Source organism: Paenibacillus sp. VMFN-D1 (assembly GCF_003386155.1).
Taxonomy (GTDB): Bacteria; Bacillota; Bacilli; order Paenibacillales; family Paenibacillaceae; genus Paenibacillus_AQ; species Paenibacillus_AQ favisporus.
On record NZ_QRDU01000005.1, the window covers coordinates 394,552 to 407,541 of the forward strand.

Genomic DNA, 12,990 nt, shown 5'->3' on the forward strand with positions numbered 1-12,990 from the left:
AACGTTTGAAGCCGCGTCGTTATGCGGTTGATTTACCGCCTTATGCGGTTCATATATCGGGGTATGGCGCAGTCTGGTAGCGCGCACCCTTGGGGTGGGTGAGGCCGTGGGTTCGAATCCCGCTACTCCGATAGTTCCCTTGATCAGCGCGGCGATGCCTGGGCATCGTCATCATATACGGTGTAATTGAGAACCATTTCAGTTGTTATTTCATACAATTGAAGTGGTTCTATCATTTATTGCAAGATTTACTAAGAAATCCATAGGAAAACGGGGGTGCCGGAGATGATGATTTCAGAATGCAATCCCGGCCAATTATCGCACGAGCAAATTACCGCACTGCTGTACAAGGGAATTTCCGACGACGGTCGGCCAGGCGACTGCATTTTCGTGTTCGGAAGCAACAAGGGCACGAGGTACCGCGTTCCCGCAGCGGTTCAATTATACAAGGATGGCCGGGCACCAATGATTCTTTTTTCGGGAGGGACGATCTGGAAAGGGCAGCCTCTGCCCGAGGCGCTGATGATGAAGGAAAGGGCGGTGGAACTGGGGGTCCCTGCCGGACAAATTCTGGTGGAACAGGAGTCACGGCATACGAAGGAGAACGTGCTTGCCTCGCTGCTGGTCCTGGACCGGGCCATTCCGCTCCACGGCATCCGCCGGATTCTGATCGTTACTTCCGCATACCATATGCGGCGGGCGTACTTGACCTTAAAGACGTACATGCCCTCCTGGATCGAATACTCGATGTGTGCCGCAGAGGATGCGTCGACCCGGGAGGACAACTGGTGGTTGACGCCGGAAGGGTTCAACCGGGCTTCGAATGAAGCCGGCAAGCTGGTCCGGTATGTGCAAAACGGAATCATTGCGGACGATATGTTGGATTTGGGATAGTTCCATGCTCCAGTTAAAAAAGGACAACGGCAGCACCTGAGCGGTTCAGGCGGCCGTGTCCTTTTTCTTTTTTTTTTTTTCGAAATTCCGCTGCTCTTGCGTGAACGGCAGATGGTGAGCAGTCATTTTCCCTTAAACTACGCTCTCCATTTCCGCAGCCGGTGCTTCATGTACCGCCGGTTTGGCCCGCCGCAGCGCATAGAACAGCAGTCCGAATACGAGCCAGCCGCCGCCAAGCAGCAGTGAGGAAACGTCCAGAAGGGTGACGAGGTACAGCACGAAGCCGGCACCGAGCAGCGGGCACAAAAGACGGAAAATGAGATCCTTGGGAGTGCGGCCCTTTTTGCGGACGATGTAGTGGAAAATCACCGACAGGTTGACAAACAGGAACGCCGTCAGTGCGCCGAAATTCACGAATTTGATCGCCGTTTCGAGGCTGATGAACAGGGCGGACAAGGAAATCACGCTGGCCAGCACGATATTGAACACGGGCGTACGGAACTTGGGATGGATGGAAGCGAATGTTTTGGGCAGGAGAGAGGTTCTACCCATGACGAACAGCAGCCGGGTGACGGTCGTCATGGAGGACATGCCCTGGGACAGAATGGAGAAAATGATGACGAACGTAAACACCGAGGCCAGCACGCTGCCTCCGATGGACTGCATCAGCTCGAAGCCGGCGGAGTCGGCGCTCGCAAACGAAAAGGAAGGGTACATTTGCTGGATTAAATAAGCGGTGGCAAAATACATCAGCCCGGCCAGGATGACAATGACCATAATGGCACGGGGGATTGTCTTCTTCGGGTCTTTCGTTTCTTCGGCCATCGTCGTAATGGAGTCAAATCCGAGGAAGGAGAAGCAGACCAGCGAGGCTCCGGCCAGAATGGAAGAGAATGAGACGCCTTTTCCTGCGGCAAACGGGTCGAGTCCCGCGGTAATCCCGCCTTGCAGTGCTTTATATACCAGGAGCGCACAGAAGCCGGCGATAAACAAAATTTGCATCAGGACGAAAATTTTGCTGACATTGGCCGATGTTTTGATGCCAATGATATTGATCGCCATAACGACAGCTGTCAGGAGTATGATCCAGACCGCCGAGGGAACCGATGGGAACTGCGCGTTCAAATTAATTCCGAACATGAGCACAGCGATAATGCACGAAAATAAATAGTCGAGCAGGACGGCCCAGCCCACCACAAAGCCGAGGAACGGGTTCATCGCTTTGGTCACGTAGGTATACGCCGAACCCGAGACGGGGAAAGCCTTCGCCATTTGCCCGTAGCTTGCCGCAGTGAAGACGATGGCTACAAACGCCAGCATGTAAGCGGCCAGGAGCATGCCTCCAGAACCCTCGTGAAGCACGCCAAAGCTGGTGAAAAAGATCATGGGCGACATCCAGGCCAGGCCCATGGTCACGACATGGGACAAGGATAAATCTCTTTTTAATGTTATGTTATTTGACATATAACATTCCTCCTCCAAAGGGATAAAGCAACTGACGGCGATTCGATATGTCATGACATCTCACATTTTTGCAGGCTATTTCCGAAAAATCAAGTCTTTTTTCTGAGTTTACATGCAAACATATGTTTTGTTATGGCCTATAACCTCACATTAAACCGCTTTTTACAACCGATTATCCGTATTTCTATAAATTTTTTTGTAAGTTTTTATTGCATGCTGCCAAGAAATCATGTTAGTATTCTTAACATAAACAACCGCATACGAAATGTCTTCTAGGGTTCCGGGTCGATGAAATTCATCGGCTGGCTGGTCCGAGAGAAGGCGCACCGGGGCAGCCTGGTGTACACGGCGGGAAAAAAGCCCGGGAGAATCTATCAAAGCACGCTTTGATGTTTCTCCCGGGCTTTTTTTATTTTTAATTGGCAGGTTTGGGGCTCACTGGCGTTTATGTCCGGCCAGCAGCAGGCCTGCTCCATAGGAGGAATGAAAATGACAGCAAGCTTTTCGATTACGATGGGACCCGGCGGCAAATGGTCCGCCTATATTGGCAAAGGCAAGTCGGTCACCTTGACGGCCGCGGGCGATTCAGCGAATGTGTCTGCGCTGCTGTATCATGCGGCGTATCCGTCGGAGAGGTACAACATGCCGGATTCGCTCAAGGCGCAGCATACCGCCTTTTATACGGCCGGTCACGTGCTGATGAGCGATCAGGGCCGCGTCCTCGCATCCATCATTGAAGATACTGCCGGCTGGCATGATCCCCTGGGCGGGTACACGACCCGTAAGGGAACGGACGGCAAGTATGGTCCGACTTCGTACCAGCAGGAGCGCAACGCCTGGCTGCGAAGCGGCGAGGAAAACCTGACGGTGGAGCTGTACCGCCATAACCTGACGCCGCGGGATTTGAGCGCGCCCGTGAATTTCTTTTCGAAAGTGGTATGCGAGCTTGACGGGACGATGAGGTATGTTCCCCAGCCAACCGATGGGCGCTCCGTCACCCTCCGGACGGAAATGGATGTGCTGCTGGTCGTGTCGAACACGCCGCATCCGCTCAACCCCTCGGCGGTGTATCCAGGGGCAGCGGTGGAGATCCGTATAACGGATGCCGCGCCAATGACGGAAGACGATCTGTGCGTGAATCACTGCGGCGAGAACCGGCGAGCTTTTGAAAACACATGGAATGCCTATGCACTCATGAAAGGGGCGAATTGAAAATGAGCACATTTCAAGCGGTGGCAAGCGAACGAAACGCGGCGGATGCCGTGTACAACCACATCATAGCTGCAGGAGAGGGCTGGATTTATGACCTGTTCCCCGGGCAGGTGCTGCGCATCGTCGATGTGGAGGGCAATCAGGCGGTGGACACTCTGTTTTATTCAAAGGAAGATCCGGGCGATCATTACAGTGCGGTCCGTACGATTACCCGTCAAAATAACATTTATCTGACCACAGGCTCGGTGCTCGTTGCCGAATCAGGCCGGGAGCTGCTGCAGATTACGGCCGACACCTGCGGCCGGCATGACACGCTTGGCGGTGCCTGCTCGGCCCAGAGCAATACGGTGCGGTATTCACACGATACGTTCCCGATGCATAACTGCCGGGATACCTTCATGCTGATGCTGGCGGGCCGGGATGAATTCACAAAGCGGGATTTGGCCCCGAACGTCAATTTTTTCATGAATGTGCCGGTGACGCCGGAAGGGGAGCTCGCCTTTGCGGACGGCGTATCCGGACCGGGACGATACGTCGAGCTGACGGCGCTGGCGCCGGTCACCGTCCTGATCAGCAACTGCCCGCAGCTGAACAATCCTTGCAATGCCTATAACCCGACGCCGGCGCAGGTGCTGGTCTGGAATGCGGAAGGAGGCGAAGGCGATGTTTAAAAAGGTGCTGATCGCCAACCGCGGAACGATCGCGGTACGGATTATCCGGACGCTGCGCACGATGGGCATTGCGTCGGTGGCCGTGTACACAAAAGCGGACCGGGACAGCCTGCACGTTGAGCAGGCAGATGAAGCGGTGCTCATTGGAGACGGACCGGCGAAGGAGAGCTACGTGAATGCCGAGCTGATCCTGCGTACGGCTCTGGAAAGCGGGGCGGACGCGGTGCATCCCGGATACGGCTTCTTAAGCGAAAACGCCGGGTTCGCCAGAGCATGCGCCGAGCACGGCATCACGTTCATCGGGCCGTCCCCCGGGCATATCGAGCTGTTCGGCCTGAAGCATACCGCGCGCTCGATGGCCGAGCAGGCGGGGGTGCCTCTGCTGCCGGGCACAGGGCTTATTTCGTCGGTGGACGAAGCCGCCGGGCAGGCTGAAGCGATCGGCTACCCTGTCATGCTCAAGAGCACGGCCGGCGGCGGAGGCATTGGGATGCGTATTTGCGGCGACGAAGCGGCGCTGCGGGATGCATTCGAATCCGTGACCCGGCTGGCGGCGGCGAACTTCAATGATGGGGGCGTTTTTCTGGAGAAGTATATTGCGCGGGCGCGCCACGTCGAGGTGCAGATTTTCGGCAACGGCGACGGCGAAGCGGTCGCTCTGGGCGAGCGCGACTGTTCCGTGCAGCGCCGGAACCAGAAGATCATCGAAGAGACGCCGGCTCCGCTGCTGGCGGAACCGGTGCGCCGGGAAATGCACGAAAGCGCGCGGCGTCTTGCCGCAGCCGCCGGTTACCGCAGCGCCGGCACGGTCGAGTTTTTGTACGATCCGCAGGAGGAGAAGTACTACTTCCTGGAGGTGAACACCCGGCTGCAGGTGGAGCATGGCGTCACGGAGGAGGTGCTCGGCATCGACCTCGTGGAATGGATGGTCCGGGAGGCGGCCGGCGATTTGCCGGGGCTGGCGCAGCGGGTGCGTGAACCGGAGGGGCACAGCTTGCAGGTACGTCTGTACGCGGAGGACTGCGTCAATGCTTTCCGTCCGGCGGACGGCCGGATCGACGCGGTGGTCTGGCCGGAACGCACAAGGATCGAGACGTGGATTCAGCCGGGCCTCGAAGTGACCACGCTCTATGACCCGATGCTGGCCAAAATTATCGTCCACGCCAAGACGCGGCAGGAAGCCGTCTCCCGGATGATCGAGGCGCTGCAGGCGCTGCGCGTGTACGGTGTGACGACAAATCAGTCTTATATTGAAGCTTTTCTGGATACCGAAGCGTTCCGCGAAGGGCGGGTCTATACGAACATGCTGGCCGGTTTTGAGCCGGTCGAGCCGGCGATCGAGGTGCTGGACGGCGGCGTTCAAACCACCGTACAGGACCTTCCGGGCCGAACGGGGTACTGGGATATTGGCGTACCTCAGTCAGGGCCGATGGACCGATTGGCCTTTGCCATCGGCAACCGGCTGCTCGGCAATCCGGAGGAAGCGCCGGGCCTGGAAATGACGCTGCGTGGAGGAAGCTACCGCTTTCGCGGCGCCACGCGGTTCTGCCTGACCGGGGCCGATATGCAGGCGGAGCTGGACGGCGAACCGGTGCCGGCGTATACCCCGGTGACGGCGTCCGCAGGCTCGGTGCTAACGCTGAGTAAAGCCGCTGTCGGGATGCGCGCTTACCTGCTTGTCGCCGGCGGCCTGGATATGCCGCTGACGCTGGGCAGCGCGTCAACGTTTACGCTCGGCGGCTTCGGCGGCCATACCGGCAGCGCGCTGCGGCCGGGGGCCGTGCTCCGGGTCTGCAGCGACTCGCCGGACCGCCAGTCCGAGCCTCTAAGTTTCCTCGCACCGGCATCGCAGCCTGCGCTGACGCGGGAATGGACCCTCGGGGTCATTCCCGGACCGCATTGTACCGCCGAATACCTGCTTCCGGCGTATTTGGACCAGCTAACCTCCACGGTGTGGGAGGTGCATTTCAACAGCTCGCGCACTGGCGTCCGCCTGATCGGCCCTGCGCCGCTGTGGGCCCGGGAGGATGGAGGCGACGCCGGACTGCATCCGTCGAACATCCACGACAACGCCTATGCCGTCGGCGCCCTGGACCTGACGGGCGACATGCCGATTCTGCTCGGACCGGACGGGCCGAGCCTCGGCGGGTTCGTCTGCCCGGTCACGACCGCGACGGCGGAGCTCTGGAAAATCGGGCAGCTCCGCCCGGGTGATCAGGTCCGTTTCCGGCTGATCACTGTAGAGGAAGCCGAAGAGCTGAGAGCAGCCCAGGAGGTATTTCTGCGTGAGCTCTCCGGCGGAGCGTCTGTGCCGAAGCTGCCTGAGCTTCCACATACATCCCGCGGCGACTATATGCCGCTGCTCGCATACGAGGAAGAAGGGCGGCGCTTTCCGATTGCGGTGCGCTGCTCCGGGGACGAAAATATTTTGGTGGAATACGGAGAACGCGAACTCGACCTGCTGTACCGCTTCCAGGTGTATGTCCTGATGCAGGCGGTTACGGACAGCGGAAGCATCCCGTATATCGAAATGACGCCGGGCATCCGTTCCCTGCAAATTCATATAGACGCCTCCCACATGTCTGTAAAGGAAGCGGCGGCGAAAGTGATGGAGATCGACCGGACGCTGCCGCCGCTCGATTCCATCGAGGTCCCTTCCAGGATCGTCAAGCTGCCTTTATCATGGGATGATCCGGCCACAAGGCTGGCGATTGAGCGCTACCAGCAAAACGTGCGTCCGGATGCGCCTTGGTGCCCGAGCAACCTGGAGTTTATCCGCCGCATGAACGGGCTGGGCTCGATTGAGGAGGTCGCGGAAATCGTTTTTAACGCCTCCTATCTGGTCATGGGGCTCGGGGATGTATACCTGGGCGCGCCGGTTGCGGTTCCGCTGGACCCCCGTCATCGGCTGGTGACGACCAAATACAATCCGGCCCGCACCTGGACGCCGGAGAATGCCGTCGGCATCGGCGGAGCCTACCTGTGCGTATACGGCATGGAAGGGCCAGGGGGCTACCAGTTCGTGGGGCGCACGGTACAGATGTGGAACAAATTCCGCCGGACGGCGAACTTTGAGCAGGGGAAGCCGTGGCTGCTGCGCTTTTTTGACCAGATCCGCTTCTATCCGGTATCGGAGGAGGAGCTGCTGCGAATGCGGGAGGACTTCCCGCGCGGGGAGTTTACGGTAGAGGTCGAAGAAACGACGTTTAATCTCGGCGAGTATCTGGCCTGGCTGGGCACGATCCAGGAGGAATCGGCGGCATTCCGGACATCGCAGCAGGCTGCGTTTCAGCAGGAGCGGGCGTATTGGAAGGAGCTTGGCATCGCGGAGCATGTATCCGAACCGGAGGCGGCCGCGGCCCAAGAGCAGGGGGCGCTCCCGGAAGGAAGCCTCGGCGTGAACAGCTCGATGTCGGGCAGCGTCTGGAAGGTGCTCGTAGAGCCGGGCCAGGAGGTCCGCAAGGGCGAGACTATTATAATAGAAGAAAGTATGAAAATGGAGTTTTCCCAGCCTGCCCCGTTCGATGGCATCATTGCCTCCGTCTTTGTGGCGTCCGGCGATCAGGTGCGGGCAGGCGACTGCATCGCAGCGATCTTTCCGGTGGAAAAGGAGGCGGCGTCATGAGCATCCAGGGGGTTCCTCTTGAACTGAGTATCCATGCCCTCCAGCAGGGTTATCGGAGCGGCAGCTTTACGCCGCAAGAGGTGATCGCGGCCATTATCGGGCGTGCGGAACGGGACAGCGGGATGAATATTTGGATCATGCCGCCGGAGGAGGAACGAATTGCTCCTTATCTCGAAGGGCTGAAGGAGTTGGATCCGGCTGTCTGTCCATTATGGGGCATCCCGTTTGCGGTGAAAGACAACATCGACGTGGCCGGCTGGCCGGTCACCGCGGCTTGCCCCGACTATGCGTATGTGCCGGAACGGCACGCGCCGGTGGTGGAACGGCTCATCCAGGCAGGAGCGATTCCGGTGGGCAAGACGAACCTGGACCAGTTCGCCACCGGCCTTGTCGGCACGCGCAGCCCCTACGGCGAGACGCATAATGCGCTCCGTCCGGAGCTGATCAGCGGCGGCTCGAGCTCCGGCTCGGCCGTCAGCGTCGCCCGCGGGCAGGCTGCGTTCGCCCTCGGCACCGACACGGCCGGCTCGGGCCGGGTGCCCGCAGCGCTGAACGGCCTGGTCGGCTACAAGCCGGCCGTCGGCGCCTGGCCTGCGGCGGGCGTCGTTCCCGCCTGCCGCAGCATCGACTGCGTGACGGTGTTCGCCCGTCACGTGGACGACGCGGCCGCTGTGGATGCGGCCGCACGCGGGTGGTGCGCGGACGATCCGTACTCCGCGGACCGTCCGCTGCACCGCGGCGAGCAGCCGAAGACGTGGCTGCTCCCGCAGGGCCGCCCCGAGTTTTTCGGCCCGTTTGCGGCCGAATACGAGGCGGCCTGGAACCGGGCGAAGGAGACGATCGCCCGGTCCGGGGTTCGCGTGCAGCAGGTGGATGTGTCCCTGCTGCAGGAAGCGGCGGCCCTGCTGTACGAGGGGCCGCTCGTGGCCGAGCGCTGGAGCGCGCTCGCCGGCTTCATCGAGGCGCATCCCGGGTCGACGTTTCCGGTGACGGAAACGATTCTGCGCTCGGGGGCCAACGCCGAGCATACGGCGGCAGCCCTCTTCCGCGCCCAGCATCGTTTGGCTGAGATTCGCGGGGCGGTCCGTTCCTGGCTGCGGCAAGCCGTGCTGGTGCTGCCGACCTGCGGCGGCACGTGGACGAGGGAGCAGGTCAGCGCGGATCCCATTGGAACGAACAGCAAGATGGGACTTTACACGAACCACTGCAACCTGCTGGATCTCAGCGCGCTGGCGGTTCCGGCCGGGCAGGCGGGGCCGGAGCTCCCCTTCGGCGTGACGCTGTTTGCGCTTCCTGAAGAAGAAGCGAACCTGACTGAAGCAGCGCGCTTTCTGCTGCGGCAGCAGGACGCGATTCGTGTCGCCGTCTGCGGGCTGCATATGCGCGGCATGCCGTTGGAGCCGCAGATGACGGGGCTCGGCGCGGTATTTGCGGAAGAGGCGCAAACCGCCCCGGTGTACCGGCTGTACAAATTGGAGACTGATCCGCCGAAGCCTGGGCTGGTACGGACGCCTCTAGGAGGGGCGCCGATCGCGGTGGAGCTGTGGGATATGCCGTTGGAGTCTTTCGGCAGGTTCACTGCCTCGATTCCCGCGCCGCTCGGGATCGGTCGGGTGGAGCTAGCGGACGGGCGGAGCGTCCCGGGTTTTGTCTGCGAGGCGTACGCTGCGGAAGGGGCGCTGGACATCACGGTTTCAGGGGGATGGAGAAACGCGATGGCCGAAGTATAACCGGGCTTATGAGGGCTGTCATCCTGATGAACTGTTCAACAATCTGGCAGTAAGCGTTGTAGTTTTATTGGTTAATACCAGAGGTTGATGTTAAGCGTTTTATGGAGCGCCTATTTGAATAAAATCATTGAATCCTTAATTCACGGATGATATACTCATAAAAATTTCAGTATATCCCTTATAAAGCATTGATGAGAAAGAGTAGTTGAACCTCGTCTTTTCCAGAGAGCCCCTTTGAGCTGAAACGGGGTAAAGATGAGCGCAATGAAGATGGTCTCTGAGCTGCACTTCGAAACCGTATTGGGAGTAGGTTGTGACGGGCGCACCCGTTATCGTGCTAGGGTATACAAACATTTTTTGACGTACCCGAATTAAGGTCGATGCGTGCGTCGATGAACTTGGGTGGTAACACGGAGATAACTCTCGTCCCTTTACGGGGCGGGAGTTTTTTGGATTATAGAATTTATCAATGTTCAGCGGAGCTGAAGCGGTTCTATAATCACAAGAAAAACTTCCGCTAAACGCGGTCTGTCTTCGATGAAGGTACGTCGATGGGCGTTTTTGTTGTCCAAATTGATTTGGGGAGGTTTATGAGATGGAACGAAAACATACCTTTAATGATGTTGCCAAGGAGTACGATCAGTATCGACCGAGTTACCCGATTCAACTGTTTGAAGAAATTGTGAAGTACGCCGACTTGAAAACGACAGAGGCTATACTCGAAATTGGTTGTGGTACGGGTCAGGCTACAAGCGGGTTTGTTAACCTAGGTTATTCCCAAATAACTGCCGTTGAGCCGGGTGAAAATCTGGCGGATCTGACCCGTAATAAATTCAGGGATAAACCCGGCGTCACGATTATTAACTCTCCGTTTGAAGATTGGCACCATCAGGGTACGCGTTTTAAGCTGGCCATTTCGGGAACTGCGTTTCATTTCATCCAACCGCAAGAAGCCGGATACCGTAAAGTCCATGACCTGCTTAACGATCAAGGATCTGCCGCCTTTTTTTGGACCGTCCATATTCCATCGTTTAATGAAATATATAACGAAATTCGAGACATTTACAGAAAATACGCTCCCGAGCTCGATGATTCACGTAACCCTTCCCTGGAACAAATTATTGAGGAACGCTCGCACTTGACGTTACAAGGCGATCTATTCAATGAGCTCGAAGTCAAGCAGTATCAATGGGAAGACACCTATGCAGTAAGTGACTATATTTCTTTGTTAAATACAAATTCCAGACATCGTTTAATTCCGGAAAACGTGCGACATGACCTGTTTAGAGGGATAAAAGAGGTCATTGATGGACATGGAGGTACAATCGTAAAACCTCAGGCCGTTGTCTTATTCCTCGCAAGAAAACGTACACTCGTTAAATAGGCCATATGGGTTCATGATAGAAAGCCAGCCAGTCCGGTCTCAATCGGTTCTGGCCTTTTTTTATGGCAATAAAAACTGAGAGATGGTTTCGAGCATACTTCAACTCTTTTTCCCATACGGCCTAAATAGCGAGCACGATTAAAGCATGGCTCTCCGCCTCCTCGAAAATGTATTGACAACATGTGGAAGAGGGGATAGATTGAACTCATAAACACGTGTTTATGCCAATAGGTGTTATTTTTTTGGATGGCGAATGCCGGATTCGCGATCGTACATACAGGCATGGTGAAGCGGAGCTCACGGATACTGCAGCTGCGCCGCATTTTGTGAACACGTGTTAATGAAATTGGAGTGTGCAGGATGAGGAAGAACGACATCAACAGCATCGAAATCGCCAGAATCGCAGGCGTCTCGCGAAGCACCGTCAGCCGGGTGATCAACAATTACCCGAACGTGCCGCAGGCTACGCGGGAGAAGGTCATGCGGGTAATCGAGAGGTACGGCTATTCTCCTAATTTTTCGGCGCGCATCATGACTGGTATGAAAACGCTTACGATTGGTTTGTTCCTGATTTCGCCGGAAGCGATTCACGACACGCTGACCCACGCGCTGATCAGCGATGTGATCGAGAGCGCGTCCAGCCGCGGCTACTACGTCCTGACTCACATTATCCGGAGCACAGAGGATATGGAAGCCGTCCGCAAGGTGAAGGATACGTTTTATCAGCGGCGGATTGACGGCGGCATATTTATCGGCGCGGCGAATCATGAGCCGTTTATCGAGGAGCTCATTGTCAAAGGATTTGTGGCGGGAATCGTGGACCAGCATCTGGAGGGGCGGCTGGAACCGAACCGGGTGATCTGCAATTTTGACAATAAGCTGGGCATGAAGCAGGGAGTCGATTACCTGGTAGGCCTGGGGCACCGGAACATTGCGTTCATTGCGGGCGATCCGCTTCGCTGCTCCGGTCCCGAAAGATTGAAAGCTTTTCAGGATGCAATGGCGGCTCACTGCCTAAAGGTGAACCCGGACTGGGTCCTGCCATCGGATTTCTCCGAACGAAGCGGATACGAGTCGACCGCGCGCTGGCTTCAGAGCATCCCAGACCTGCCGACGGCCATTTTCGCCTGCAACGACAGCGTGGCATTCGGAGCGCTTCGGGCCCTGAACGAGGCCGGATTGCGGGTACCCGATGACATCTCCCTGATGGGGTTTGACGATCATCTTTTGAGCTCGCGCATTCAGCCAGCGCTAACCACCATACGCGTGAACTTTTCCGAAATGATCGACATGCTGACGCGGCAGGTTATCGAGACCATTGAGGACGATACGCAGCTGTTCAAAAAATACGTGGGGACCGCGGAGCTGGTCATCCGGGACTCGTGCCGGAAAGTCTGATTTAAACAGTATGGATGAAATATACGTCGGATTTGGGGATTTGGTTTTGGCGGGAACGGAAGAGGGAATATTGGCTGCTTAGGGTTCGAAGTGAAAAATGCTTTTTCCAAATTTAGCACTGTTAAGGAGGATTTTTATATGACGGCAGGCGCATTAGGAACCAAGCTGGTTACACAAATCGGGATTGTCGTGAAAGACATCGATACTGTTTCGCAGAGCTATGCGGATTTTCTGGGGGTGGAGCGGCCGAAATGGTCCTGGACGGACACCGTGGATGTCGCCCAGACGGAGTTTAACGGGCAGCCTTCGGAGGCGCGCGCGAAGCTCGCTTTTTTTGACTGCGGGCAGCTGCAGATCGAGCTGATCGAGCCGGATGAGCATCCGTCGACCTGGCGCGAATTTTTGGATGAGCATGGTGAAGGCGTGCATCATATCGCGTTTGGGATTCAAGGAATGAAGGACAAGATCGCCGTTCTGGAAGGCGGCCACATGCCGCTGATTCAAAAAGGAGAATACACCGGCGGGCGCTACGCATACATCGACAGCAGCAACCAGTTGAAAGTTCTGATCGAGCTGCTGGAAAACGATTAATCCGATAAGCAGGTGAGGTGC

General features: G+C 57.2%; 9 protein-coding genes, 1 tRNA gene, 1 riboswitch and 1 other annotated feature. Of the genes, 9 read left to right on the forward strand and 1 reads right to left on the reverse strand.

Going from position 1 to position 12,990, the window contains the following annotated elements:
* Positions 1-57: 57 nt before the first annotated feature.
* Together C7820_RS28230 and C7820_RS28235 are read left to right on the forward strand one after the other, a co-directional pair.
* A tRNA-Pro gene (locus C7820_RS28230) sits at positions 58-131 on the forward strand.
* A 154-nt stretch (positions 132-285) separates the two neighbouring features.
* On the forward strand, positions 286-894 hold the full coding sequence (locus C7820_RS28235) for a YdcF family protein (protein WP_116233963.1): 609 nt from the start codon (positions 286-288) through the stop codon (positions 892-894).
* Positions 895-1,026: 132 nt separating this feature from the next.
* Here the strand turns inward: C7820_RS28235 and C7820_RS28240 are convergent, their stop codons facing one another.
* Positions 1,027-2,358 carry an APC family permease gene (locus tag C7820_RS28240; RefSeq protein ID WP_116233855.1) on the reverse strand — a complete coding sequence of 444 codons (1,332 nt, stop codon included), beginning with the start codon at positions 2,356-2,358 and terminating at the stop codon, positions 1,027-1,029.
* A gap of 261 nt (positions 2,359-2,619) precedes the next feature.
* Positions 2,620-2,728, forward strand: a riboswitch (guanidine-I (ykkC/yxkD leader).
* Between the two features lie 119 nt (positions 2,729-2,847).
* On the opposite strand from C7820_RS28240, the gene C7820_RS28245 reads away from it, so the two are divergent.
* From C7820_RS28245 to C7820_RS28275, 7 genes are all read left to right on the forward strand, one after another.
* Positions 2,848-3,570, forward strand: a complete 723-nt coding sequence (locus C7820_RS28245) for an urea amidolyase associated protein UAAP1 (RefSeq protein ID WP_116233856.1) — start codon at positions 2,848-2,850, stop codon at positions 3,568-3,570.
* 2 nt (positions 3,571-3,572) lie between these two features.
* On the forward strand, positions 3,573-4,241 hold the full coding sequence (locus C7820_RS28250) for an urea amidolyase associated protein UAAP2 (protein ID WP_116233857.1): 669 nt from the start codon (positions 3,573-3,575) through the stop codon (positions 4,239-4,241).
* Positions 4,234-7,866 carry an urea carboxylase gene (uca, locus tag C7820_RS28255; protein ID WP_116233858.1) on the forward strand — a complete coding sequence of 1,211 codons (3,633 nt, stop codon included), beginning with the start codon at positions 4,234-4,236 and terminating at the stop codon, positions 7,864-7,866. Before C7820_RS28250 ends, uca begins: the two co-directional genes overlap by 8 nt.
* Positions 7,863-9,596: an allophanate hydrolase gene (locus tag C7820_RS28260; RefSeq protein ID WP_116233859.1), complete on the forward strand. Its 1,734-nt coding sequence runs from the start codon at positions 7,863-7,865 to the stop codon at positions 9,594-9,596. Before uca ends, C7820_RS28260 begins: the two co-directional genes overlap by 4 nt.
* 179 nt (positions 9,597-9,775) lie before the next feature.
* Positions 9,776-10,030: a binding site (T-box leader), on the forward strand.
* A gap of 161 nt (positions 10,031-10,191) precedes the next feature.
* Positions 10,192-10,980 carry a class I SAM-dependent methyltransferase gene (locus C7820_RS28265; protein ID WP_116233860.1) on the forward strand — a complete coding sequence of 263 codons (789 nt, stop codon included), beginning with the start codon at positions 10,192-10,194 and terminating at the stop codon, positions 10,978-10,980.
* A 360-nt stretch (positions 10,981-11,340) separates the two neighbouring features.
* Positions 11,341-12,378 carry a LacI family DNA-binding transcriptional regulator gene (locus C7820_RS28270; protein WP_116233861.1) on the forward strand — a complete coding sequence of 346 codons (1,038 nt, stop codon included), beginning with the start codon at positions 11,341-11,343 and terminating at the stop codon, positions 12,376-12,378.
* Positions 12,379-12,516: 138 nt separating this feature from the next.
* Positions 12,517-12,969, forward strand: a complete 453-nt coding sequence (locus C7820_RS28275; protein WP_116233862.1) for a VOC family protein — start codon at positions 12,517-12,519, stop codon at positions 12,967-12,969.
* The last annotated feature ends 21 nt before the right edge of the window (positions 12,970-12,990 follow it).

Excerpts from the sequence above, each read along its gene's own strand:
- C7820_RS28235 (WP_116233963.1), top strand. The coding sequence starts at position 286 with ATGATGATTTCAGAATGCAATCCCGGCCAATTATCGCACGAGCAAATT.
- C7820_RS28240 (WP_116233855.1), bottom strand. The coding sequence starts at position 2,358 with ATGTCAAATAACATAACATTAAAAAGAGATTTATCCTTGTCCCATGTC.
- C7820_RS28245 (WP_116233856.1), top strand. The coding sequence starts at position 2,848 with ATGACAGCAAGCTTTTCGATTACGATGGGACCCGGCGGCAAATGGTCC.
- C7820_RS28250 (WP_116233857.1), top strand. The coding sequence starts at position 3,573 with ATGAGCACATTTCAAGCGGTGGCAAGCGAACGAAACGCGGCGGATGCC.
- uca (WP_116233858.1), top strand. The coding sequence starts at position 4,234 with ATGTTTAAAAAGGTGCTGATCGCCAACCGCGGAACGATCGCGGTACGG.
- C7820_RS28260 (WP_116233859.1), top strand. The coding sequence starts at position 7,863 with ATGAGCATCCAGGGGGTTCCTCTTGAACTGAGTATCCATGCCCTCCAG.
- C7820_RS28265 (WP_116233860.1), top strand. The coding sequence starts at position 10,192 with ATGGAACGAAAACATACCTTTAATGATGTTGCCAAGGAGTACGATCAG.
- C7820_RS28270 (WP_116233861.1), top strand. The coding sequence starts at position 11,341 with ATGAGGAAGAACGACATCAACAGCATCGAAATCGCCAGAATCGCAGGC.
- C7820_RS28275 (WP_116233862.1), top strand. The coding sequence starts at position 12,517 with ATGACGGCAGGCGCATTAGGAACCAAGCTGGTTACACAAATCGGGATT.